The following is a 23,036-nucleotide window of genomic DNA, read 5'->3' on the forward strand; positions in this document are numbered from 1 at the left end:
ACCTGAGCCTTTGGGTGGGTCGCAGCCCATGCGTCATTTTTTCCAGGCGGGCTTAGTCCGTCTTGCGCACCGCGTCCAGCAAGATTATGTGCATGATGATAATAAGCATGCTCACTAACAGTCGCGCCGAAAAACTCCAGTACCTCCCATGCCATCGTCACCCAACATCAGCTTCGTGCTGCACGATGTCGCGCGCCTGCTTCGAAAGCGGTTCGAGCAGAGGTCGCGGGCATCGGGGCTGACCCGCGCCCAGTGGCAGGTGCTGGCCTATCTCAGCCTGCATGAAGGCATCCACCAGAACAAACTGGCGGACCTGATCGAGATCACGCCGATCACGCTCGCCCGGCTGCTCGACAAGATGGAAGCAAGCGGCTTCATCGAGCGCCGGCCCGATCCCGCTGACCGCCGGGCATGGCTGCTGTACCTGAAGCCGCAAGCCCATCCGCTGATCGAAATCATGCGCGGCAATGGGCGGAAGACGCGTGACGAGGCCTTTGTCGGCCTTTCCGCGGATGCGCAACTGCATCTGCTGCAAACCCTATCCCTCATCAAATCCAATCTGCTCGCGGCTTGCGCCCAGCCTGCCGCCGACCGGGAGAAAACACATGGCTGAATCAACCTCACCAAAGAAGCCTGTCGAAGAAGACGGATCCGCCGCCGACCGGGCGCGCGACCAGGTCATCCGGCTGGACAGCGAACGCGAGCAAAGGCGAGCCAGCACCGTCATCGACAATGACGAGCTCGAAGCACCGGTCGCCCTGGAGCCGGCGGCGCTCGAGGCTCCGTCCAAGGAGCCACGCCAGGCCGGGGTTGCGGTGGCGCCTCCGGCGCCGGTCAAGCCCAAGCGCGGCCGGGCACGGCCGATCCTGTTTGCCCTGCTTCCGTTCGCGCTGGTCGTCGGCGGCTATTACGTCATCGGCGGCCAGGTCATGACGACCGACAATGCCTACATCCAGGCGCAGTCGCTCGGCGTTTCCACCGATGTCTCCGGCACTGTGTCCGAGATCGACGTGCACGAGAACGAGGCGGTGAAGAAGGACCAGGTGCTTTTCCGGTTGCGGCCGGCCTCTTTCGAAACCGCTCTTGCCGCCGCCCAGGCACAGCTCGGCACAGTGCGCAACCAGGTGCTGACCTTGCAGGCGAGCTACCAGCAGTCGCAGGCGCTGATCGAGCAGGCGCAGGCCGACATCCCCTATTACGAGGCCGCTTTCCAACGCCAGCAGGATCTGCTCAAGACCTCCACCTCCTCGAAGGCGACCTTCGACAGCGCCCAGCACGACCTCGTCGCCGCCCGCCAGAAAGTGTCCGTTGCCCAAGCGCAGGCACAGGCGACGCTTGCCCAGCTCGGCGGCGACGTCAGCCAGCCGGTGGAGAAGAACCCGTTCTATCTCCAGGCGCAGTCGGCGGTGGACGACGCCCAGCGCAACCTTGCCGATTCCATCGTCAAGGCGCCATTCGACGGCATCGTCACCAATGTCGACGCGCTTCAGGTCGGCAAGTACCTGCCGGCTTCGCAGCCGGCGTTCAGCCTGATTTCGGCGACCGATCTGTGGATCGCGGCGGAGCCTAAGGAAACCGAACTGACCTATGTGCGGCCGGGACAGACGGCGACGATCAGCGTCGACAGCTATCCCGGTGCCGTCTGGCACGGCAGGATCGCCTCGATCAGCCCGGCGTCGTCGTCGAGCTTCTCGCTGCTTCCGGCGCAGAACACCACCGGCAACTGGGTCAAGGTCGTGCAACGCATTCCGATGCGCGTGACGGTGGACGATCTCCAGGGCAAGCCGCCGTTGCGCGGCGGGATGAGCGTCGTGGTCGGCATCGATACCGGCCATGCGCGCGGCCTGCCGGACTTCGTGACGGACCTCCTCGGTCGGTTCGGACAAAAGTCATGACCGGCGCGTCCGCGACAGGTGGCGTGGTCGCCAATCGCGGCGCCATCACCGCCTGCGTGATCCTGGCCGTGATCATGCAGGCGCTGGACACCACCATCGCCAATGTGGCGCTGCCCTATATCCAGGGCAGCGTTTCGGCAAGCGCCGACCAGATAAACTGGGTGCTGACGTCCTACATCGTCGCGGCGGCCGTCATGACGCCGCCTTCGGGCTATCTTGCCAATCGCTTCGGCCGCAAGCGCATCCTGCTGATCTCGATCACCGGCTTCGTCGTTGCATCGGTGCTGTGCGGCTTCGCGCAGTCGCTGCCGCAGATCGTCGGCTTCCGCCTGCTGCAAGGCCTGTTCGGCGCAGCCCTGGTGCCGCTGGCGCAGAGCATCCTGCTCGACATCTACAGCGTCGAGGAACGCGGCTCGGCGATGGCGCTGTTCGGCGTTTCGGTGATGGTCGGGCCGGTGCTCGGGCCGGTCATCGGCGGCTGGCTGACCGAGAATGTCAGCTGGCGCTGGGTGTTCTACATCAACGTCCCGATCGGGGCCCTGGCTTTCGCCGGCGTCTCGATGTTCGTCCAGGAAACCAAGACGGACCTCAAGGCCAGGCTGGACTGGCTGGGCTTCGGCATGCTCAGCGTCACCATCGCGTCGCTGCAGATGTTCCTCGATCGCGGCGAGCAGCTCAACTGGTTCTCGTCGTCCGAGATCATCGTCGAGGCGCTGATCTGCGCGTCGGCCTTCTACATCTTCCTCGTCCACACCTTCACCGCCCGCAACACCTTCGTGAACCCGCGGCTGTTCCTCGACAGGAATTTCGCCGTCGGCATGATCTTCATCTTCATCATCGGCATCACCTATCTGGCCTCGCTGGCCCTGATGACGCCCTATCTGCAGACGCTGATGGGCTATCCGGTGGTGACGGCCGGCATCGTCATGGGGCCGCGCGGTCTCGGCACCATGGCTTGCATGTTCCTGGTCGGCAGGCTGATCGGCAAGGTGGACACACGCTGGCTGCTTCTAACCGGCCTGCTGGTCACCGCCTGGGCGATGTACGACATGACCGGCTGGACGCCTGACGTCTCGCAATGGACGATCATCAGCACCGGCTTCATCCAGGGCGCGGGCCTGGGTTTCCTGTTCGTGCCGCTGACCACCATCACTTTCGCCACGCTGGCGCCGGAGCGGCGCGCGGAAGGCACAGGCCTTTACAATCTGTCACGAAACATCGGCTCCAGCGTCGGCATCTCGGTGGTCACCGCGCTGTTGACGCAGAACGTGCAGATCAACCACGCCAACATCGCCACCTATGTGACACCCTACAACCAGGCGTTCAGCAATCCGGCGATCTTCCAGGCAATGGATCCCTACAGCGCCGCGGGCCGCGCCGCGCTCGACGGCGTGGTCACGCTGCAGGCCACGATCATCAGCTATATGAACGACTTCAAGCTGATGATGATCCTGTCGCTTGCCGCCATTCCGCTGGTTCTGTTGCTGCGCAAGCCGGCGACTCCGGCCAAGATCGACCACAGCGCCGTGATGGAGTGACGACGCTCGAAACTTATCCGGCTGCACAGGCAACAGCCAAAAAGAAACCGGGGTCCTGTGAGGGACAGGACCCCGGCCGATGCCGATACGACTTCCCAAGAAACATGGCACCTCGTCATGAGGCGGGGATGGCAGGCCCGAGAAAGCCCCAACGGACCTGCCTTGATCCCCTTTGCCGAAAGCCGTTACTTCGGCAACAACACCTTGTTGACGACATGGATGACGCCGTTCGACTGGTTGACGTCGGCGATCGTCACTCGCGCCTCGCCGCCTGACTCATCCATGATGTAGAGCTTGCCCTTCTTGACTTCGGCGGTCAGCGTGTCACCGGAGACGGTCTTCATCTCGTACTTGCCGCCCATCGCCTTGGCCTTCTTCATCATCTCGGCGCCGGAGATCTTGCCGGCCACGACATGCGCGGTCAGCACCTTGGTGAGCTTGCCCTTGTTCTCCGGCTTCAGCAGCGTGTCGACGGTGCCCTTGGGCAGTTTCGCAAACGCTGCGTTGGTCGGGGCAAAGACGGTGAACGGGCCAGCGCTTTGTAGCGTGTCGACCAGGCCGGCAGCCTTGACCGCAGCGACCAGCGTCGTGTGGTCCTTCGAATTGACGGCGTTCTCGACGATGTTCTTGGTTGTGTACATCGGCGCGCCGCCGACATTCGGATTCTTGGCATAGGCGGGCGCGGCAATCGCCACGCCGGCGACGAGTGCGGAAAGGGCGATGATCCTGAATGACGGCAAGCGCATGTGGTCTTCCTCCGTGTGAGGGCTGATCGGAATTGATAGCCTTTGGAAACGCACAGGCAGTCACGCCGCCGAGGGGGCGCAAGTTTCGCCGATCACGGGAACGTGATGCCGGAGCTGCTTAAACGAAAAGCCCCGCGCGAGGCGGGGCTTTGAAGGCTGGAGAAAGCGCTGCGCCTTCTATTCGGCCGGTGATGGTTTCTTTCGGAACAGCGCGACCAGATTGTCCCACAGCTCGATCTTGGCGCCCTGGCGCTTCATGATGATGCCCTGCTGGAGGATCGACAGCGTGTTGTTCCAGGCCCAGTAGATGACCAGGCCGGCCGGGAACCCCGCCATCATGAAGGTGAAGATGACAGGCATCCAGGTGAAGATCGCAGCCTGCGTCGGATCCGGCGGCGTCGGGTTCATGCGCATCTGCAGGAACATGGTGACGCCCATGATCAGCGGCCAGACGCCGATCATCAGCATGTGCGGCAGGGTGACCGGGATCAGGCCGAACAGGTTGAACAGCGACGTCGGATCGGGCGCGGCCAGATCCTGGATCCAGCCGAAGAACGGCGCGTGCCGCATTTCGATGGTGATGTAGAGCACCTTGTAGAGCGAGAAGAAGACCGGGATCTGCAGTGCCACCGGCCAGCAGCCGGCAAGCGGGTTGATCTTCTCGGTCTTGTACAGCTCCATCATCGCCTGCTGCTGCTTCATCTTGTCGTCCGCGTATTTCTCGCGGATCTCGAGCATTTTCGGCTGCACCTTCTTCATGTTCGCCATCGACGCGTACGACTTGTTGGCGAGCGGATAGAAGATGGCCTTGACGATGACGGTGGTGGCGAGAATGGCCAGGCCGAAATTGCCGAAAAATTTGTAGAGCGTGTCGATCAGCCAGAACATCGGCTTGGTGATGAAGTGGAACCAGCCCCAGTCGATCAAAAGGTCGAACCGCTTGATATGACGGTCTTCCGCATAGGCGTTGATCTTGCCGACTTCCTTGGCGCCCGCGAAGATCTCGCTCTCCACCGTCGCCGACTGGCCGGCATCGACGGTGATCGGGTCGGTGAGGAAGTCGGACTGGTAGCGATGGCGGCCGTCCTCGAAATAGGCATAGCGCGGCTGGAACGGCTGCTTCTCGGTCGGCACCAGCGTCACCGCCCAGTATTTGTCGGTGATGCCGAGCCAGCCGTCGGTCGACTTGCCCGGCGTGAACTGCTTGTCCTTCTCGATGGACGCGTATTTGTGTTCCTGCAGGCCTTCCGTGCCGGTGAAGCCGATCAGGCCCTCATGCAGCACATAGGTGCTTGCAACGAGCGGCTTGTCGAAGCGGGTGACGCGGCCGTAATTGGACAGCGAGACGGCGGCCGTGCCGGCATTCTGCACCGTGTCGGACACCGTGAACATGTAGTTGGTGTCGACGGAAAAGGTGCGCTTGAAGGTCAGGCCCTTGTCGTTCGAATAGGTCAGCGTGACCGGGGTCGTCGGCGTCAGTGTCGCATTGCCGTCGACAGCCCACACTGTTTCGGGACCGGGCACCGCGCCGGTCTTGTCGTTGCCGACGAAGCCGATCTCGGCATAGTAGCCATTGGGCAGTGCTGCCGGATTGAGCAGGCTGATCTCGGGCGAGTTCTTGTCGACCGTCTCGGTGTAGTGCTTGAGCTTGAGGTCGTCGAGACGGGCGCCGGTCAGGTTGATCGAACCCTCGAGGCTCGGCGTGTCGATCTTCGCGCGGGTCGTCGTGGCCAGTGCCTGTTCGCGGCCGGCCGGCGTCACGGCATCGGTGCCGGGTGCGTTTGGAATGGCGCCAGGGGCGGCGGGCGTTCCGGTGTCGGTACCGGGATTGGTGCCGGCGGCCTTCTTCTGCTCCTCGACGCGCTGCTGTTCGACGCGGGCGGCCTCGCGCTGCGCTTCGCTGCGCGGCAACACATAAAAATATTGCCATACCGCCAGGATCAGCACCGACAGCGCGATGGTGATGAAGAAGTTCCGGTTGTTTTCCATCGAAAGCCCTTGGCCTATCGTGTTCCGCGCAGTCGGCGGGAGAGTTCGGCCTTCAACTGGCCGAACGGAGTGGTAAGCACGTCTTCGCGCCCGACGATGACATAGTCATTGCCAGGCGCCATGTCACTTGCCGCATGCGTACGGACGGCTTCTCGCAGCCGCCGCCGGACGCGGTTGCGGACAACCGCATTGCCGACCTTCTTGGTGACGGTGTAGCCGACGCGCGGCGACAGGCCGTCGCCGCGGTCGAGAACTTCGACGAGAAAAAGCCGCCCGCGTCGTTTTTCACCACGACGGACAGCCAGGAATTCCGCGCGCTTCAGAAGCCGCTTGGGATTTGGTCCCACTGGCTTGCCGGATGCGGGCAACGATCTCGTCTTCCGTTCAGGCGCTGAGCCGCTTGCGACCGCGGTTGCGGCGAGCTGCGACGACGCCGCGACCACCCTTGGTGGCCATGCGGGCACGAAAGCCGTGCCGACGTTTGCGGACGAGTTTAGACGGTTGGTAGGTACGCTTCATTTGTTTTAATACCGCGGGGTGCGGCCCTTCTTGATTCTGTCACTGTGTAACAGGAGCTTTGCCGGGCCGGCTTTGGCGCGATCGAAACCGCGCCGGGACGAATGGCCCGAGCGTGTGCGGGCTTATAGAAAGAAGGCTTTTGGAAGTCAATCCGGAGTCGTCGGGCCGAAAGCTTCGCCATTCAGGCCGGTTTATGTTTGCGACCAAGGATGAAATTGGCAAAAAAGCCGTAATCGCCTAATCTGCGTTGATCAAGTGATCGTGAAGACATTAGCCGCATGAGCGAAACCATACAGGCACAGGAAGGGATCGGCACGGCGGGGTCCACCGAGGCGCCGGCCAGCGTGCGCACGGTGCCGCTGTCGCGCGGCCTGTCGACCAAGCTGCTGCTGCTGACCATCGTCTTCGTGCTGCTGGCCGAAGTGCTGATCTTCCTGCCCTGGATCGCCAGCTACCGGCTGAACTGGCTGAAGGAGCGGCTGAGCACGGCGGCGGCGGTGTCGATCGTGCTGGTGCAGGGTGAACCCACCTCGCTGTCGCGCACGGCGCAGAACGACGTGCTGATGGCGATCGGCGCCAAGGCGATCGCGGTGCGCGACGGAGGCGTCTCGCGGCTGCTGGTGGTGGCCGAAATGCCGCCGAAGGTCGACGAACACATCGATATCGCCTCGATCGGCATGATCAAGGGCATGACCGGTGCGCTCGACACGTTGTTTTTCGGCGGCGACCGTATGCTGCGCGTCTTCGGTCCGGTCGGCGACTCCGACAAGGAGTTCGAGCTGATCATGCCCGACAACAGCCTGCGCAACGCGATGCTGCGCTATTCGCGCAACGTCGCCTTCGTCTCGCTGCTGATCTCGCTGTTCACCGCCATGCTGGTCTACGCCGCCATCGACCTGATCATGATCGGGCCGATCCGGACGATGACGCGCTCGATGCTGTCCTTCTCCGAGGCGCCCGACGATCCCGGGCGGATCATCCATCCGGCTGCCCGCGCCGACGAGATCGGCGTTGCCGAGCGCGAGCTGTCGCAGATGCAGGAACGGCTGCAAAAAATGCTCTCCGAGCAGAAGCATCTTGCCGATCTCGGCCTGGCGGTTTCCAAGATCAACCATGACATGCGCAACATCCTGGCTTCCGCGCAGCTGATGTCGGACCGCTTGCGTCAGGTCAAGGATCCGACGGTGCAGGCCTTCGCGCCGAAACTGCTGCGCGCGCTCGACCGCGCCGTGTCTTATTCCGAAGGCGTGCTTCACTACGGCCGCACGCAGGAGCCGCCGCCGGCGCGCCGACGCCTGAGGCTGCGGCAACTGGTCGAGGACGTGCACGGCCTGCTGGACATCGAGCAAGGCATCGAGTTCGTCAATTCGGTCGAGCCGGCCTTCGAGGTCGATGCCGATTCCGACCAGTTGTTCAGGGTGCTGACCAATCTGTGCCGGAATTCCGTGCAGGCGATGGCGGCCGACAGTGAAAGCGCCCTGGTGCGCCGCCTGGCGGTGTCGGCCGTGCGCCTGGGCAGCGTCAGCCGCATCGCCGTCAGCGACACCGGCCCCGGCCTGCCGCCCAAGGCGCGCGAAAACCTGTTCGCGGCCTTTCGCGGCTCGGCGCGCAGCGGCGGCACCGGCCTTGGCCTGGCGATCGCGCACGAACTGATCCGCGCGCACGGCGGCACGGTCGAGCTGGTCGAGAGCATTGGCGGGCGCACCACATTCGCCGTCACCATCCCCGACCAGCCGGTCCGGCTCGACCAGGCCCGCAACGGCCTGCGCCGCCCGGCGTGAGGTTCTTGACCGGTTTCCGCTTGGCAACACCTAGCTTTTCGGTCTCACCCCTTCCTTCCAGAAACATGTCGCTCGCGAAACGGCCTTTTGCCCTGAGAGGCCGGCATGCATGGAAAGCGCATCGTCTGAACCACCCAGACACGATGCGCTTTGGTTGTTTTGAGGCGCCGAGAAGCGAGCTGTCATTGCCGGATGACACGCCTGCGACAAAACTTTTACCGGATCGGCTTGCTTTTCGGAAATTCAGTCGCTAGGGAACACGTCTCGTCGCGACCGGTCGTTCACGATCGGATCGCGGGGTCATGGAAAGCATGGCCTGTTGCGCGCCCGTAGCTCAGCTGGATAGAGCACCAGACTACGAATCTGGGGGTCAGGAGTTCGAATCTCTTCGGGCGCGCCAAAACCATTCATCGTTTCCCTGCGACGATATAGCTGCCGAATTGGTGCCTACGCGACGAGCGGGGAATAGCCTGCGAGCGAAAAAGCGTAGAAACGGCGGCGTTAGGCAGTAAAGAGTTCGAATCTCTTCAGATTGGCGGAGTTCCGACGCGGCCGGAGCGGAGTTCCAAGCGGTGATTGATGTGGATGGTGCCGACGACGATCTGACAGCGATCTCCCGATAGGCGAGCATCATTTGTATCAGATCATGGATCGAGGTCAGCAGGCGCTCATGCCACTTGGTCGGCGTGCGTCAGTCACTCGAAACCTGCTTCGGTTTTGTCCGGCATCCGCGGCATTGTCCCCGTGCGCAGCGGCCTTCCCGGGTTCAGGAAAGCATTTCGACGCGCAGCGGATGTTCTCCGCGCGTCAGAAGGGGCGCCGGGCCCTGGTCCAGTCGCCCGAGCCGGATCAGGCCGCGCGACCAGCGGTAGGGACCATGAAACATCGCCAGATTGCCCCAGGGGGCGTAGTAGCAGAGATCGCCAGTCGCCTCGTTGCCGAAGCGACCGCTGCCTTCCTCGGTGAGCTTGCGCGGCAGGTAGGCGATCTTCTCGTTGGTCGAATAGTCGTCGATCGTCAGATCCAGCGGCAGGATCGAGACCAGATCGTGCGCGGAAGGATTGTCCTCCAGCGTCGCCGTGAAATCCTGATCCCCGAAGATGAATCTAAGGCGCATGGTGGCTCCTTTCCTATCCGTGGCTGCGTCGGTCTGAGAGCGCACCGAAGAGGGGAGCGCGAGGCTGGCAGCACCTGCCAGCAAGGTGCGGCGTGAAAGCCATACGGCGGCGCGTGTCATTTAAAGTCTCCCGGTCGGTGCGGCCATGTCCATCGTTCCTGCACACGGCCGCACCCTTCGACGATACGACCTGGTCAGGCAGCGAGATGCTGGTTGAAGAAGCTGGTCAGCTTGTCGAACGGAATCACGTCCACCTTGTCGTAAAGATCGGTGTGGCTGGCGCCTGGAATGATCATGAGTTCCTTCGGCTCCGCCGCTGCCGCGAAGGCGGTTTCGCTGAAGTAGCGCGAATGGGCCTTTTCGCCATGGATGAACAGGATCGGGCGCGGCGAGATTTCAGCGATGTAGGTCAGGATCGGCATATTCATGAACGACAGCGGCGTGGTCTGCGTCCAGGAATTGCCTGAGTTGACCGCGCGCGCATGGTAGCCGCGCGGCGTCCTGTAATAGTCATGGTAGTCGACCAGGAACTGCGCCTCGCCGCCGTGCAGGTCGTTGTAGGGTGGTTGATAGGCTGGCGCGCCGTTTTCCGCATCCGTCCAACGCTGCCGACCCAGTTGCTCCAATGTCTGTGCGCGCTGTTCGGGGGTCACGCTGTCGTTGTAGCCCTTCGACATAACACGGGTCATGTCGTACATGGTGCTCGCCACCACGGCCTTGACGCGCTTGTCTGCGGCGACGGCATTCAAAGCCATGCCGCCCCAGCCGCAGATGCCGATGACGCCGATGCGCTCACGGTCGACTGCGGCGTGCAGGCCGAGATAGTCGACGGCCGCGCTGAAATCCTCGGTGTTGATGTCCGGCGAAGCGAGATTGCGCGGCTCGCCGCCGCTTTCGCCGGTGTAGGACGGATCGAAAGCCAGTGCGACGAAGCCGCGCTCGGCCATCGTCTGCGCGTAAAGGCCAGAGGATTGTTCCTTAACAGCGCCGAACGGACCGCCGACGGCAAGCGCCGGCAGACGTCCGCCGGCCCGGTCCTTCGGCAGATAGAGATCACCCGACAGTGTGATGCCGTAGCGGTTCTTGAATGTGATCTTCTCGTGATCGATCTTATCGCTGAGCGGAAAGACCTTATCCCATTGCTTTGACATATTCTGAGCCTTTGCTTTGAAGGGGTTGGATATTGAAACTGCACCGAAGGCGGCGACGCCTGCGCCGGTCAACTTCAACAGTTCGCGCCGGTGGATGACGCTTGCCGAATTTTTCGTGTCAGGGGTATTCATGGGCATTTCCGATCTCCTGTTGGTATGAATTGGGATTGGGCAGTTCGTTGAACGAACGTCAGTGCGGGGCGTCCGGGCTTCAGCAACCGCCGGCCATTGCCGATCAGGGCGATTGCAAGGCCGGCGAGAACCACGCTGCCGGCGAAGGTCGCGAAGACCGTCATGCCATCCAGCAGCAGCCCGCCGACCACGGCACCGAGCAGGATCGACGCCTGGATGGCTGCGACCATCAGGCTTCCGGCGGCTTCCGGCGCATCGTCCGCGTTTTGGGACATCCACGTCATCCAGATCACAGACATTGCGGTGTTCGCCGCGCCCCAGAGAGCAAGGAAGAGGCCGGCGGCGGCTACCGAACCGCCGAGAAGCAGGAGCCCCAGCGTGCAGCCGCCCATCAGCAGCGCGGGCAACCGCAGCAGCGGTGCGACATTGCCGCTCACGAAACGCCCTGCCGCCCATGTTCCGAGGAAGCCCGCACAGCCCAGTACAAGCAACAGGATCGAGAGCGTCCCCACGTTGACGCCCGTCACCTGCTCCAGGAAGGGGCGCAGATAGGTGAACATGGTGAAGGCCGAGCCCCAGGATAACATCGAGGCAATAAGGCCGCGCAGGAAATGGGGGCGCTTCAGCAGGCCGAACATCGTCCGGAAATCCTGCCGCTGGCGCGCGGGCAACGACGGCAGCGCGATCAAGTGCCAGACGAGGTTGATGGCGACGATTGGCGTCAGCGCCCAGAACACCGCGCGCCAGCCGAACACGGCGCCGAGATAGCTGCCGATCGGCGCGGCGAAGGCCGCAGCGATCGCCTGTCCGCCATACATCAAGGCGAGCGCGCGCGGCACATCCCTTTCAGGGACCAGCCGCATGATGACGGCGGTGGCCAGTGCCCAGAAGCCGCCGATGCAGATGCCCAACAGGCCTCGACCGAGCATCAGCACGGAGAAATTCGGGGCCGCCGCAACCAGAACCAGTGACAACAGCATGAAAGCCGTCATCGCGACCAGAACCCATTTGCGGTTCAGCGTTCCAGCGGCAGTGGTGATGACCATGCTCGCCGCTATGGCGAAAAGACCGCTGATCGAGATCGCCTGTCCGGTCTGTCCCTCAGTTGCGCGCAATCCTTCGGCCATGGGGGTGAGCAGGCTGACCGGCATGAATTCCGAGGCGATCAGCATTGCCACACACAGTGCCATCGAAAGAACCGCGCCCCAGGCGGCGTCCGGTTTGCTATCCGCATCGGTTGCGGCGGCAATCGCCATGTCGTTTGCTCCTGCTGAATTGTTGCAACGCAAAACTAGTGGCTTTGCCATAAAGCGATTAGCCATCGAAATTCGCATGAACTAATCGACCACATCGAATAATGTGCTGCGGCATGGCAAACGAGAGAAGCTCATGGCCAAAACCGACCTCAATCAACTGACGTGGTTTCAGGCCGTCGCCGAGGAGCGCAGCTTCACCAAGGCGGCGGCAAAGCTCGGCGTCGCGCAGTCGACGCTCAGTCACAGGATCAAGCAGCTCGAAGCGCAAATGGGCATACGCCTCCTGACCCGCACCACGCGCAATGTCGCGACGACCGCCGCAGGCGAGCGGCTGTTACAGACGATCGCCCCGCGCATCGGCGAAATCGAGGATGAGATCGCCGCGTTGATGGCGTTTCGTGAAAAACCCTCGGGCTCGATCAGGCTGACGCTGTCCGACCACGCGCTTGAAAGCGTGGTTTGGCCCAAGCTGAAGCCGATCCTCAGCGCCTATCCCGATATCGGTGTCGAACTGATCCTGGACAGCACGTTCCGCAACATCGTCGAGGAGGGCTTCGACGCGGGCGTCCGGTTGGGAGAGAGCGTCGAGAAGGACATGATCGCGGTCCGAATTGGTCCGGACTGGCGTTTGGTGGCCGTGGCTTCTCCCGACTATTTCGCCGCGCGTGGTGTGCCTGAGCACCCACAGGACCTGATCCGCCACGTCTGCATCAACATGCGTCACGAGACCGCCGGCGGTCTTTATGCATGGGAGTTCGAGAAGGATGGGCAGGCGTTGCGCGTCCGGGTAAACGGCCAGCTGACCTTCAACAATTCCTATGCCATGATCGACGCAGCCGTGCACGGCTACGGCATCGCCTATGTGCCCGAGAACATCGTGGAGCAGCACATCGCCTCGGGCCTGCTGGTGCAGGTTCTCGATGATTGGTCGCCCTTCTTCGACGGTTATTTCCTCTATTATCCGAGCCGTCGTCAGAATCTTCCCGCGTTCAAGGTCATCGTCGACGCGCTACGACATCGGAATTGAGACAAGAGGATCTAACCCGCGCGATTGGGTGCACGCCGAGCCCGTTTCGCCCCGCTCGCATAGAACCCACCTGCGGAAGACACGGTATTTTCCGGATCTCGGGCATCAAGATCGTCCTTGCCACGCCCGCTCTATCGCCACGCCTCGTTCGGCTCGTCTTCGCACGTCGAGAACGCAAAGCGGGGCGGGATGTTGCAGAGCAAATCTTCGCAGCGCCATCACCCCAATGTGCGTGGTAAGACCGCGACAGGCGCAACCAGCGGAGCCTGATTTGACCATGACCTCTACCCCCATCAAGCGCGCTTTGATCACCGGGGCCGGAGCGGCCGACGGCATCGGTTTCGCCATTGCCCGCCAGCTCGGCCATGCCGGCCATGCCGTTTTTCTCACCGGTGCCAGTGGGCGTGTGCTCGATCGCGCCGTTGAGCTCCGTGCAGAAGGCATCGACGCCAAGGCCGTGGTCGCCGATCTCACCATAGCTGCCGATGTCGCGCGGCTGCGGGCCAATGTCGGCGCGGTCGGCATCCTGGTCAACAATGCCGGCATGGGCTCGCTGGCATCGCCATCGGTCGACAAGTCGTTTCTCGCCATGACCGAGGCCGACTGGGACCATGGGATCGACGTCAGCCTTAAGACCGCATTCCTCGTCACCAAGACGTTTCTGCCGGCGATGGTCGAAGCGGGCTATGGGCGCATCGTCAATGTGGCGTCGGTCACCGGGCCGCTGGTGTCTTTCGAAGGCACATCAGCCTATTCCGCCGCCAAGGCCGGCATGGTCGGCCTGACGCGGACGCTGGCGCTCGAAGTGGCGAAAAGCGGCATCACAGCCAATGCCGTGGCTCCCGGCTGGATCGAAACGGGATCGTCGAGCGAGATGGAGCGGCAAGCCGCCCTGAATACGCCGCCGGCGCGGGCCGGGCGACCGGATGAGGTGGCCGCCGCGGTCGTGTTCCTGGCCTCGGAAGGCGCCAGCTATGTCAACGGCGCCCTGCTGGTGGTCGATGGCGGCAACAGCCTTCAGGAGCGCAAGGGCTGAAGCCGTCCAACGCGTCGGGTGCGAGAATTCAGCCTTTGCCCGAGCTTTTGCCTACCCCCGGCGCTTCCGGCCTGAGATAGACGGCCAAGCAGCAGCAACAGATCGCCAAGCCCGCGACTGGATATTTCAGGGCGACCAGCCCCGCCAGCGCGAATAGGCAGAGCGTCGCGAGCGACCGGATGCGCATGCGCTTGCGCACCGCGAGCGGAACCGCGTTCTCCGGCATCGGGTCGATGAGTTCGCGGATCAGAAGAATGTAGGTCAGGTTCACCAGGAAGAAGACGGCGGCGTAGAAGGCGACCGGCTGCGGCGCCAGCTCGCTGACCGCCATCCACGCGGTCGCCAGCGGCAGCAGCGAAACCGAGAACAGATGCGCGAAATTGTACCACATCAGGCTGGCTGTCGCCTCCCTGGCGTGGCGTAACAGATGATGATGGTTCGCCCAGACGATGGCGATGAAGAGATAGCTGACGCTGTAGCTCAGCCATGTCGGCCAGAGCTCCAGAAGCGCCTTGAACGTCGGCAACTCCGGCGGGCGCAAGTCGAGGACCAGCACCGTGATGAGGACGGCGAACACGCCATCCGAAAATGCGCTCAACCGATCGAGCCCTGTCGAGGGAAGCACTGGACCGTCCTCGTCGCAGTTCGTGAGACATATAGTAGTGCTGTCGATAGCAATATCCATGGCCGCTCGGACCATCTGACGCCGCCGCCAGCGCCGCTCAGGACGCCTTGGCCAGAAAACTCTGGTAGTCCGATTTCGCCTGCAGCAGGCGCAGCACATTGTCGCGCGAGCCCCTTACGTGGGCGCGGGCCAGCGTGCCGGCTCGGGCGGCATCGCCGGCGCAGATCGCCTCGACGATCTCGGCATGCTCGTCGCGGGCGATCTTCCATTCGTCGAGCCACAACAGTTCGGTCCAGACATAGTGCTGGCACTTGTCGAGGATGCCGCACAGCATGCCATGCAGCATCGCATTGCCGCTGATTTCGGCGATGACGCGGTGCAGGTCGATGCCGACTTCGAGCTCCTGGAATTTTTCGCGCGTGGTGCGCTCCGGAATGGCGGCCAGCCGCTCGCATTCGGCCAGCATGGCACGCAGCCGCGCCTTGTCCTGTTCCGTCGCAGCAGCGGCGGCCAGTGCCGTCGCGTGGCCGTCGAGCAGTTCGCGGATCTCGAAGGCCTCGCGGAACATGTTGATGTCGAACTCGGTGACGACATAGCCCTGGCGCGGCCGGCCGGTGACCAGGCCGTCGCGCTCGAGGCGGTTGAAGGCCTCGCGCACCGGCGTGCGGCTGACAGTCAGCTTCGCCGCGATGTCGTTTTCGGTGACGCGTGAGCCCGGCGGAATCTGGCCGGTCACGATCATCGCCTTGAGCGCGGAATAGACCGAGTCGCGCAGCGTGTTTTTGGTTTCCTTGGCCAAGTTCCGTTTCCAGTTCTCCGGTCTTTCCGCCGGCATATGTTCTCACGCATAGCTGTATTCAAAGTCGGCGCGGTTTGCCACGCCCCGGCGCCCCATCTCCCAGCCCGGGTTGACGGCCCCAGGCGCGCCGATCGGTGTTGACATCGCTGATCCCCAAGCTACACTCAAAATTGTATACAAAATAGCATGCGAAATCAAAAACAATGGGAACACCGGTTGGAGAGCCGAAAATGAACAGGACCAGAAGCGTTAGCATTGCCGCGATGGCAGGCCTCATGGCCTCGCTGGCGGCCCCCGCCATGGCGGGCGACACCATCACCGTCGCCTCATGGGGCGGCACCTACCAGGAGGCGCAGACCAAGGCGTTTTTCAAGCCGACCGCCGACGCGCTCGGCATCACCATCAAGGAGGACACCACCAACGGCCTCGACGACGTACGGCTGCAGGTAACCGGCAATGCGGTGAAATGGGACATCACCGAGCTTGGCGCCGACGAATGCGCACGCGGCTCGAAGGAAGGGCTGTTCGAGAAGCTCGACTACGGCATTATCGACAAGAGCGGCATCAACCCGAAGCTTGTCCATGATGACTGGGTCGGCATTTCCTACACCTCCGTCGTGCTGATCTACCGGACCGACGTGTTCGGCGACAAAGGCCCCAAGACCTGGGCCGACTTCTGGAACGTGGAAAAATTCCCGGGACGGCGCGCGTTGAGCGGCAGCCAGGCGACCGAAACGCTGAGCGTCGCGGCTCTCGCCTTGGGCCTGCCGATCGACAAGGTCTATCCCGTGGATGTCGACGGCGCGCTGAAATCCGTCGACAAGATCCGTGGCCATGTCGACGCCTGGTGGACCTCCGGCGCTCAGGCCATGCAATTGGTCAAGGATGGCGAGGTCGACATGGCAAGCATCTGGAACGGCCGTGCCGGCACCTTGAAGAAGGAAGGCGCGCCGGTCAGCTTCTCCTTCGACCAGGGCGTGCTGACCGCCGACTGCATGGTCATCCCCAAGGGTGCCAAGAACAAGGAAGCCGCGATGAAGGCGCTTGCGATGTTCGTCAGCCCGCAGCTGCAGGCCAATCTGCCGCTCTACGTCGACAATGGCCCAGTAAACGAGAAGGCTTTCGAGACCGGCAAGATCCCGCAGGACAGGATCAAGGACATCAATTCGGCGCCCGAAAACGTCAAGAAGCAGGTGCTGCAGGATGCAGAATTCTGGCGCGACAATCTGGTCGAGGCGACGGAAAAGTTCAACAATCTGGTCCAGCAATAGGCCGCGGACACAAGCTTACGGCGGGCAGCGTAACCAGCCACTGCCTCGCCACCTGTTCTCTGTGGCTAAGGAGCGAAAAATCTTGTCCATTGCGCCATCCGCGTTGCCCATCGGCATGCGCGGGATCGAGAAACGATTTGGCAGCGTGCCTGTGCTGCGCGACCTTAACCTCGATGTCGAGGCCGGCGAATTCCTGACGCTGCTCGGCCCTTCCGGTTCCGGCAAGACGACGCTGCTGATGATCCTGGCCGGTTTCGTGCGGGCCAATGCCGGCTCGATCAGGGTCGGCGGCGACGAGATCATCACCACGCCGCCGCACAAGCGCAACATCGGCATGGTGTTCCAGAACTACGCGCTGTTTCCGCACATGAACGTCTTCCACAACATCGCCTTTCCGCTGAAGCAGCGCGGCGTCGCCGCCGCCGAGACGGCCGAACGTGTCGAGAAGGCGCTCGATCTGGTGAAATTGCAGGGCCTGGGCGAACGCCGGGTCGACCAGCTTTCCGGCGGCCAGCGACAGCGTGTGGCGCTGGCACGCGCCATCGTCTTCGAGCCGCGCATCGTGCTGATGGACGAACCCTTGTCGGCGCTCGACAAGGGCCTGCGCGAGCACATGCAGATCGAGCTGCGCGCCCTGCATCGCCGGCTCGGCATGACCACCGTCTATGTCACGCACGACCAGCGCGAAGCCATAACCATGTCCGACCGCATCGCGGTCATGAACGCCGGGCGCATCGAACAACTCGACAAGCCTGAAACCCTCTACGCCAGGCCGCAAACGCGATTTGTAGCCGGCTTCATCGGCGAATCGAATTTCATTCCGGTCGAGTGCCGCAACGGCTCCGTCTGGTATGAGGACCGGAGAATCCATACCGCGGCACCAGTGCCGGCAGCTGGCCAGCACCTGATGGTGGTGCGGCCGGAAAAGCTGCGGCTCCTGGCAGACGCCGAACCGACAAGCGGCGTCAACGTGCTCGAGGCGAAAGTCAGCGACATCATCTATCAGGGCGACAGCTTCGTCTGCTACGCGGCGTTGCGCGACGGCCGCCAGCTGACTTTGCGCGACTATTGCCGCAGCGATGTGCTGGCCAAAATGCCGGCGCCCGGCCAGCCAGTCTCATTCGGTCTCGATGCGCAGGACACGATCCTGGTGGCGGCAGACTGATGAGCGCGCAGCCCGCCCTCATGGAAGAGATCGGCAGCGCCGCAGGCCGGGAGCTCAACACGCAGGGACTTCACGCCGACGCCCGGCGTGAATCACTACGGCTGCTGGCGCTGTTGTCGCCAAGCCTGCTTCTGGTCTTCGCCATCATCATCGTGCCGATCGGCTGGCTGTTCTGGCTGTCGCTGTTCGACGAAGCGGGCGGCTTCAGCGCCGCCAATTATGCGCGATTCTTCGAGCAGGCCTCCTACATCAAGACCTTCATCACCACCTTCAAGGTCGCCTTCATCGTCACCGGCGCCTGCGTGCTGCTCGGCTATCCCTTGGCCTACATGCTGTCGCAACTGCCGCGGCGGGCGGCGTCGATCTGCCTGATCTTCGTCATCCTGCCGTTCTGGACATCGGTTCTGGTGCGCACCTATGCCTGGCTGGTGATCCTGCAGCGCAAGGGACTGATCAACAGCTGGCTGATCGATCTCGGAATCATCAGCCAGCCGCTATCGCTCGCCAACAATTTTTCCGGCGTCGTCATCGGCATGACGCACATCTTGCTGCCGTTCTTGGTGCTGCCGCTCTACGCTTCGATGAAGACCATCGACACCGACTGCCTGCGCGCCGGCATGAATCTCGGCGCCGGCCCGACTGCCACCTTCCGGCAGATCTTCTTTCCGCTGTCGCTGCCAGGCCTCGCCTCGGGCGTGGTCATCGTCTTCGTGCTCTGCCTGGGCTTCTTCGTCACGCCGGCTTTGATGGGCGGCGGCAAGGTGATCATGTGGGCGATGCGCATGGAACAGACCACCAGCCTCTATTCAAACTGGGGCGCGGGTGCAGCACTGGGCGTGGTGCTGCTGGTGGTGACGCTGGCGCTTCTCGGCCTGTTCCAGTGGCTGCTCGGCGCGCGTGCCACCGGCGTGTGGAGTTCGAGATGAGTAGGGATCTCGGCCTGCCCATCTCGCACCGGCAACGCCTATGGCTCTATTGCCTCGGCGGCCTCGTGCTGCTGTTCCTGATCGCACCGTCGATCATCATCGTCATCATGTCGTTTTCCGATTCGACGCTGCTGCAATTCCCGCCGCAGCAATGGTCGCTGCGCTGGTACCAGGCCTATTTCGGGTCGCTGGAGTGGCGCGATGCCACGATCGTCTCGGTCAAGGTGGCTGTCATGACCGTGCTGATGGCGACGCCGCTCGGCACCGCGGCCGCCTATGCCATCAACCGGGGCACGCTGCGCTTCAACGGCACCATCAACGCGCTGCTGACGGCGTCGCTGATCGTCCCTGTGATCCTGATCGGCATCGGCACCTTCTTTCTCTATGCGCGCATCGGCCTCAACAACACGCTGACCGGCCTGGTCATCGCGCATACGGTGCAGGCGCTGCCGTTGGTGGTGCTGACCGTGCTGTCTGGATTGCGCTCCTACGACATGGACCAGGAGCGCGTGGCGCGCAGCCTTGGCGCCGGCCGCGTCGCCGCCTTCTGGCAGGTGACGATGCCGCAGATCCGCTTCTCGATCGTCTCGGGCGCGCTGTTCGCCTTCATCACCTCCTTCGACGAAGTGGTGGTGTCGCTGTTCATCTCGGGCGGCGAGACGACGACATTGACGCGCCGCATGTTCAATGCGCTGCGCGACCAGATCGACCCGACGATCGCCGCCATCTCGACCTGCCTGATCGTTCTGTCGGTCGTGCTGTTGTCGGTTGCGCAGATCTTCGGCCGGCGGCATTGATTTCACCAGATCAATTCGCAGAAGTGACCAATTTGCAGAAGTGACTAGGGGATATTCAGACAGAATGCGTGATTTCCAGTTTCCCGGCCGCTCGCCGGTTCGTGCCACCGAGGCGGTTGCCGCGACCTCGCATCCGCTTGCAACGCTTGCGGCCATCGACATGCTGCGCTCCGGCGGCAATGCCATGGACGCCGCGGTCTGCGCCGCCGCCGTGCAGGGTGTGGTCGAGCCGCAATCGACGGGCATCGGTGGCGACTGCTTCGTGCTTTATTCTCCCGGAGGACAAGGCAATGTGCTGGCCTTCAACGGCTCCGGCCGGGCGCCGGCCAGGGCGACGGTCGGCTGGTATCTCGAAAAAGGCTTCGACCGCATCCCGCTGCAGGGTCCGCATGCGGTCACCGTACCGGGCGCCGTCGACGCCTGGAGCCGCCTGCTCGAAGACCATGGCCGCAAGGGCCTTGCCGAGGCGCTGGCGCCGGCCATTCACTATGCCGAGAACGGCTATGTCGTGCACGACCGCGTCGCCTTCGACTGGGCCGAGCCGGAGACCGACCTGTCGGCCGACGAGCATGCCGCGCGCATCTTCCTGCCCGGCGGCAGGGCGCCGAAGGCGGGTGACGTCCATCGGCAGCCGGAACTGGCGGCGACCTTGCGCATCATCGCCAAACACGGCCGGTCCGGTTTCTACGAAGGCGCGGTCGCCGACGATATGGTGAGCCGGCTTAACGAATTGGGCGGACTTCATACGGCCGAGGATTTTGCCGCGACCAGAGGCGACTATGTGGCGCCGGTCAGCACCTCCTATGGCGGCCATGAGATCCACCAGATGCCGCCGAACAATCAGGGGCTGACGGCGCTTTTGATGCTCAATTTGCTGTCGGGCTTCGAGCTTGGCGGGCTCGACCCCAATGGCGCCGAACGCCTGCATCTGGAGATCGAGGCCGGGCGCCTGGCTTACCGCGACCGCGACCGCTATGTCGGCGACCAGGACCATGTCCCGGTGCCCCTGAAGCAGCTCCTGTCCGGCGCCTATGCCGACCGGCTACGCGCCGAGATCGACCGCGACCGCGCCATGACGCATCTGCCGCGCGTCGAGCTGCCCGGCAGCGACACGGTCTATATCTCCATCGTCGACCGCGACCGCAACGCGGTCTCCTTCATCAACTCGACCTATTATTCGTTCGGCAGCGGCGTCGTCGGCCCGAAGACCGGTATCGTGCTGCAGAACCGTGGTTCGAGCTTCCGCCTCGACCCGGCGCATCCGAACGCGATCGCGCCGGGCAAGCGGCCGATGCACACGATCATGCCGGGCATGGCGACCAAGAACGGCCGCGTGGTGATGCCGTTCGGCGTCATGGGCGGCGGTTACCAGCCGTTTGGCCATGTCCACCTGCTCACCAACATGATCGATTTCGGCATGGACCCGCAGCAGGCACTGGATGCGCCGAGGGTGTTTTACAACGATGACACAGTGGAAGCCGAGCGTGGCGTTCCCACTGATGCAACCGAGGGCCTGCGCCGGCGCGGCCACCGCATCGCCGAACCGCATCATCCGCTTGGCGGCGGGCAAGTGGTGCTGATCGACTGGGAGAAGGGGACGCTGACCGGCGCTTCCGATCCGCGCAAGGATGGTTTGGCGCTTGGCTATTGAGGCGATCCGTTGTCCAATGGCGCCCATATCGAGGCAAGCCCGTCAGAAGGGCTCTCGCCAGTAATCGTTCGAAATCCAGCCGGTGATCATGACCCAAACTGAAACCCACGCAGATCTCTCCCGCCGTCTGGCCGCCGGCGCCGACGACGCCCCCGCCATTCTGGCGCTCGATAGGGCAACGCTCAGCCATGGCGGATTGCGCAGCATGATCGCCGACACGGCAAAACAGCTGCATGCGCGCGGCATCGGCCGCGGCGACAGGGTAGCGATCGTGCTGCCGAACGGGCCCGAGATGGCCACCGCCTTCGTCGCCGTGGCGGCCGCCGCCTCGACGGCGCCGCTCAACCCCGCCTACCGGGCCGACGAGCTCGATTTCTACCTGACCGACATCGGCGCCAAGGCGATCCTTGTCGCGGAGGGTGAGACCGGCCCCGCGGTGACGGTGGCCGAGCGCCTCGGCATCGGCGTGCTGCGGCTTGTCGTGCAGCCCGGCACACCCGCCGGCAGTTTTGCTATCGAGGGCGCGGCGATCGGACCGAAGGCCCCGCCCGACATGGCGCAAGACAGCGACATTGCGCTGCTGCTGCATACCTCCGGCACGACATCGCGTCCAAAACTGGTGCCGCTCAGCCATGCCAACATCGCGGCCTCGGCAGCTCATATCGGCGGCACCCTTGGCCTGACGGCCGATGACCGTTGCCTCAATATCATGCCGCTGTTCCACATTCACGGCCTGATCGCGGCCGTGCTGTCGTCGCTGGCTGCCGGCGGCAGCATCTACTGCACGCCGGGTTTCAACGCGCTGCGCTTCTTCCAGTGGCTGAGCGAGGCGCAGCCGAGCTGGTACACGGCGGTGCCGACCATGCATCAGGCGATCCTGGCCCGCGCGGCACGCAACACCGAGGCGCTGGCGGCGGCGCGCCTGCGCTTCATCCGCTCGTCCTCGGCGTCGCTGCCGGCGCAGGTCATGACCGAGCTGGAAGCGACCTTCGGCTGCCCAGTGATCGAATCCTACGGGATGACCGAGGCGGCTCACCAGATGGCCTCGAACCGGCTGCCGCCGGGCCAGCGCAAGCCCGGCAGCGTTGGTGCCTCCGCCGGGCCGGAGGTGGCTGTGATGGCGCCCGACGGGCGGCTGCTCGATGCAGGCGAGACCGGCGAGATCGTCATCCGCGGGCCCAATGTCACGACGGGCTACGAAAAGAACCCGGATGCCAACGCCACGGCTTTCGCGCATGGCTGGTTCCACACCGGCGACCAGGGCGTGCTGGACGGGGATGGCTATCTCAGGGTCACCGGTCGGCTCAAGGAGATCATCAATCGCGGCGGCGAAAAGATCTCGCCACTCGAGGTCGACGATGTGCTGATGGACCATCCGGCGGTGGCGCAGGTCGTCACCTTCGCCATGCCGCATGACAAGCTTGGCGAGGAGGTGGCGGCGGCGGTTGTGCTGCGCGAAGGCATCAGCGCCACTGAGGGCGACATCCGCACCTATGCCGCGACGCGGCTTGCCGACTTCAAAGTGCCGCGCAAGATCCTGATCCTGGACGAGATCCCCAAGGGCGCGACCGGCAAATTGCAGCGCATCGGCCTTGCCGCCAAACTCGGGCTTTGA

The 23,036-nt window shown here is 63.5% G+C and carries 21 protein-coding genes and 1 tRNA gene; 13 read left to right on the top strand and 9 right to left on the bottom strand.

Annotation, left to right across the window (positions count from 1 at the left end; all coding sequences use genetic code 11):
- Positions 1-148 precede the first annotated feature (148 nt).
- From MESCI_RS03145 to MESCI_RS03155, 3 genes are read left to right on the top strand one after another with little or no spacing between them, the layout of a single operon-like run.
- Positions 149-613, top strand: a complete 465-nt coding sequence (locus MESCI_RS03145; protein ID WP_013528500.1) for a MarR family winged helix-turn-helix transcriptional regulator — start codon at positions 149-151, stop codon at positions 611-613.
- Complete coding sequence (locus tag MESCI_RS03150) at positions 606-1,895, top strand: HlyD family secretion protein (RefSeq protein ID WP_013528501.1); 1,290 nt, start codon at positions 606-608, stop codon at positions 1,893-1,895. Before MESCI_RS03145 ends, MESCI_RS03150 begins: the two co-directional genes overlap by 8 nt.
- Complete coding sequence (locus MESCI_RS03155) at positions 1,892-3,433, top strand: DHA2 family efflux MFS transporter permease subunit (protein ID WP_013528502.1); 1,542 nt, start codon at positions 1,892-1,894, stop codon at positions 3,431-3,433. Before MESCI_RS03150 ends, MESCI_RS03155 begins: the two co-directional genes overlap by 4 nt.
- Positions 3,434-3,618: 185 nt before the next feature.
- Here MESCI_RS03155 and MESCI_RS03160 read toward each other — a convergent pair whose 3' ends face one another.
- From MESCI_RS03160 to rpmH, 4 genes are all read right to left on the bottom strand, one after another.
- Positions 3,619-4,179 (bottom strand): fasciclin domain-containing protein, encoded by a 561-nt coding sequence (locus MESCI_RS03160; protein WP_013528503.1) that lies wholly within the window; start codon positions 4,177-4,179, stop codon positions 3,619-3,621.
- A gap of 177 nt (positions 4,180-4,356) precedes the next feature.
- Positions 4,357-6,168 (bottom strand): membrane protein insertase YidC, encoded by a 1,812-nt coding sequence (gene yidC / locus MESCI_RS03165; RefSeq protein ID WP_013528504.1) that lies wholly within the window; start codon positions 6,166-6,168, stop codon positions 4,357-4,359.
- Positions 6,169-6,182: 14 nt separating this feature from the next.
- On the bottom strand, positions 6,183-6,536 hold the full coding sequence (gene rnpA / locus MESCI_RS03170) for a ribonuclease P protein component (RefSeq protein WP_013528505.1): 354 nt from the start codon (positions 6,534-6,536) through the stop codon (positions 6,183-6,185).
- 16 nt (positions 6,537-6,552) lie between these two features.
- Positions 6,553-6,687, bottom strand: coding sequence for a 50S ribosomal protein L34 (gene rpmH, locus MESCI_RS03175; protein WP_008833937.1), 135 nt, complete (start codon positions 6,685-6,687; stop codon positions 6,553-6,555).
- Positions 6,688-6,965: 278 nt separating this feature from the next.
- Here rpmH and MESCI_RS03185 point away from each other — a divergent pair, with 278 nt between their 5' ends.
- Together MESCI_RS03185 and MESCI_RS03190 are read left to right on the top strand one after the other, a co-directional pair.
- The gene (locus tag MESCI_RS03185; protein WP_013528506.1) at positions 6,966-8,468 is read left to right on the top strand and encodes a sensor histidine kinase; all 1,503 of its coding nucleotides are present in this window, start codon (positions 6,966-6,968) and stop codon (positions 8,466-8,468) included.
- 323 nt (positions 8,469-8,791) lie between these two features.
- Positions 8,792-8,868: transfer RNA gene (locus MESCI_RS03190), tRNA-Arg, on the top strand.
- 366 nt (positions 8,869-9,234) lie between these two features.
- Here the strand turns inward: MESCI_RS03190 and MESCI_RS03195 are convergent.
- From MESCI_RS03195 to MESCI_RS03205, 3 genes are all read right to left on the bottom strand, one after another.
- On the bottom strand, positions 9,235-9,705 hold the full coding sequence (locus tag MESCI_RS03195) for a cyclophilin-like fold protein (protein WP_024502099.1): 471 nt from the start codon (positions 9,703-9,705) through the stop codon (positions 9,235-9,237).
- A 74-nt stretch (positions 9,706-9,779) separates the two neighbouring features.
- Positions 9,780-10,874, bottom strand: coding sequence for an alpha/beta hydrolase (locus tag MESCI_RS03200; protein WP_013528508.1), 1,095 nt, complete (start codon positions 10,872-10,874; stop codon positions 9,780-9,782).
- On the bottom strand, positions 10,865-12,124 hold the full coding sequence (locus MESCI_RS03205) for an MFS transporter (RefSeq protein WP_013528509.1): 1,260 nt from the start codon (positions 12,122-12,124) through the stop codon (positions 10,865-10,867). Before MESCI_RS03205 ends, MESCI_RS03200 begins: the two co-directional genes overlap by 10 nt.
- A 133-nt stretch (positions 12,125-12,257) precedes the next feature.
- Between MESCI_RS03205 and MESCI_RS03210 the strand changes: the two genes are divergently transcribed.
- Positions 12,258-13,151: a LysR family transcriptional regulator gene (locus MESCI_RS03210; RefSeq protein WP_013528510.1), complete on the top strand. Its 894-nt coding sequence runs from the start codon at positions 12,258-12,260 to the stop codon at positions 13,149-13,151.
- 277 nt (positions 13,152-13,428) lie between these two features.
- The gene (locus tag MESCI_RS03215) at positions 13,429-14,187 is read left to right on the top strand and encodes an SDR family NAD(P)-dependent oxidoreductase (protein WP_013528511.1); all 759 of its coding nucleotides are present in this window, start codon (positions 13,429-13,431) and stop codon (positions 14,185-14,187) included.
- A 28-nt stretch (positions 14,188-14,215) separates the two neighbouring features.
- Here MESCI_RS03215 and MESCI_RS03220 read toward each other — a convergent pair whose 3' ends face one another.
- Positions 14,216-14,785, bottom strand: coding sequence for a TMEM175 family protein (locus MESCI_RS03220; RefSeq protein ID WP_164919844.1), 570 nt, complete (start codon positions 14,783-14,785; stop codon positions 14,216-14,218).
- 124 nt (positions 14,786-14,909) lie between these two features.
- Positions 14,910-15,611 (bottom strand): GntR family transcriptional regulator, encoded by a 702-nt coding sequence (locus tag MESCI_RS03225; RefSeq protein WP_164745804.1) that lies wholly within the window; start codon positions 15,609-15,611, stop codon positions 14,910-14,912.
- A 230-nt stretch (positions 15,612-15,841) separates the two neighbouring features.
- Between MESCI_RS03225 and MESCI_RS03230 the strand changes: the two genes are divergently transcribed.
- The 6 genes from MESCI_RS03230 (at position 15,842) to MESCI_RS03255 (ending at position 23,036) form a co-directional block, all read left to right on the top strand.
- On the top strand, positions 15,842-16,882 hold the full coding sequence (locus MESCI_RS03230) for an ABC transporter substrate-binding protein (RefSeq protein ID WP_013528515.1): 1,041 nt from the start codon (positions 15,842-15,844) through the stop codon (positions 16,880-16,882).
- A gap of 82 nt (positions 16,883-16,964) precedes the next feature.
- On the top strand, positions 16,965-18,047 hold the full coding sequence (locus tag MESCI_RS03235; protein ID WP_013528516.1) for an ABC transporter ATP-binding protein: 1,083 nt from the start codon (positions 16,965-16,967) through the stop codon (positions 18,045-18,047).
- On the top strand, positions 18,047-18,973 hold the full coding sequence (locus MESCI_RS03240) for an ABC transporter permease (protein WP_013528517.1): 927 nt from the start codon (positions 18,047-18,049) through the stop codon (positions 18,971-18,973). Before MESCI_RS03235 ends, MESCI_RS03240 begins: the two co-directional genes overlap by 1 nt.
- Positions 18,970-19,770, top strand: coding sequence for an ABC transporter permease (locus MESCI_RS03245; RefSeq protein ID WP_013528518.1), 801 nt, complete (start codon positions 18,970-18,972; stop codon positions 19,768-19,770). Before MESCI_RS03240 ends, MESCI_RS03245 begins: the two co-directional genes overlap by 4 nt.
- Positions 19,771-19,834: 64 nt before the next feature.
- Complete coding sequence (ggt, locus tag MESCI_RS03250) at positions 19,835-21,421, top strand: gamma-glutamyltransferase (RefSeq protein ID WP_013528519.1); 1,587 nt, start codon at positions 19,835-19,837, stop codon at positions 21,419-21,421.
- Positions 21,422-21,509: 88 nt separating this feature from the next.
- Entirely contained in the window at positions 21,510-23,036 is a 1,527-nt protein-coding gene (locus MESCI_RS03255; protein ID WP_013528520.1) for an acyl--CoA ligase, read from the top strand.

It is taken from the genome of Mesorhizobium ciceri biovar biserrulae WSM1271 (assembly GCF_000185905.1).
In the GTDB taxonomy this organism is placed as follows: Bacteria; Pseudomonadota; Alphaproteobacteria; order Rhizobiales; family Rhizobiaceae; genus Mesorhizobium; species Mesorhizobium ciceri.

Excerpts from the sequence above, each read along its gene's own strand:
- ggt (WP_013528519.1), top strand. The coding sequence starts at position 19,835 with ATGCGTGATTTCCAGTTTCCCGGCCGCTCGCCGGTTCGTGCCACCGAG.
- MESCI_RS03185 (WP_013528506.1), top strand. The coding sequence starts at position 6,966 with ATGAGCGAAACCATACAGGCACAGGAAGGGATCGGCACGGCGGGGTCC.
- MESCI_RS03200 (WP_013528508.1), bottom strand. The coding sequence starts at position 10,874 with ATGCCCATGAATACCCCTGACACGAAAAATTCGGCAAGCGTCATCCAC.
- MESCI_RS03215 (WP_013528511.1), top strand. The coding sequence starts at position 13,429 with ATGACCTCTACCCCCATCAAGCGCGCTTTGATCACCGGGGCCGGAGCG.
- MESCI_RS03245 (WP_013528518.1), top strand. The coding sequence starts at position 18,970 with ATGAGTAGGGATCTCGGCCTGCCCATCTCGCACCGGCAACGCCTATGG.
- MESCI_RS03150 (WP_013528501.1), top strand. The coding sequence starts at position 606 with ATGGCTGAATCAACCTCACCAAAGAAGCCTGTCGAAGAAGACGGATCC.
- yidC (WP_013528504.1), bottom strand. The coding sequence starts at position 6,168 with ATGGAAAACAACCGGAACTTCTTCATCACCATCGCGCTGTCGGTGCTG.
- MESCI_RS03145 (WP_013528500.1), top strand. The coding sequence starts at position 149 with ATGCCATCGTCACCCAACATCAGCTTCGTGCTGCACGATGTCGCGCGC.
- MESCI_RS03240 (WP_013528517.1), top strand. The coding sequence starts at position 18,047 with ATGAGCGCGCAGCCCGCCCTCATGGAAGAGATCGGCAGCGCCGCAGGC.
- MESCI_RS03205 (WP_013528509.1), bottom strand. The coding sequence starts at position 12,124 with ATGGCGATTGCCGCCGCAACCGATGCGGATAGCAAACCGGACGCCGCC.
- MESCI_RS03210 (WP_013528510.1), top strand. The coding sequence starts at position 12,258 with ATGGCCAAAACCGACCTCAATCAACTGACGTGGTTTCAGGCCGTCGCC.
- MESCI_RS03230 (WP_013528515.1), top strand. The coding sequence starts at position 15,842 with ATGAACAGGACCAGAAGCGTTAGCATTGCCGCGATGGCAGGCCTCATG.
- rpmH (WP_008833937.1), bottom strand. The coding sequence starts at position 6,687 with ATGAAGCGTACCTACCAACCGTCTAAACTCGTCCGCAAACGTCGGCAC.
- MESCI_RS03195 (WP_024502099.1), bottom strand. The coding sequence starts at position 9,705 with ATGACACGCGCCGCCGTATGGCTTTCACGCCGCACCTTGCTGGCAGGT.
- MESCI_RS03155 (WP_013528502.1), top strand. The coding sequence starts at position 1,892 with ATGACCGGCGCGTCCGCGACAGGTGGCGTGGTCGCCAATCGCGGCGCC.
- MESCI_RS03160 (WP_013528503.1), bottom strand. The coding sequence starts at position 4,179 with ATGCGCTTGCCGTCATTCAGGATCATCGCCCTTTCCGCACTCGTCGCC.
- MESCI_RS03255 (WP_013528520.1), top strand. The coding sequence starts at position 21,510 with ATGACCCAAACTGAAACCCACGCAGATCTCTCCCGCCGTCTGGCCGCC.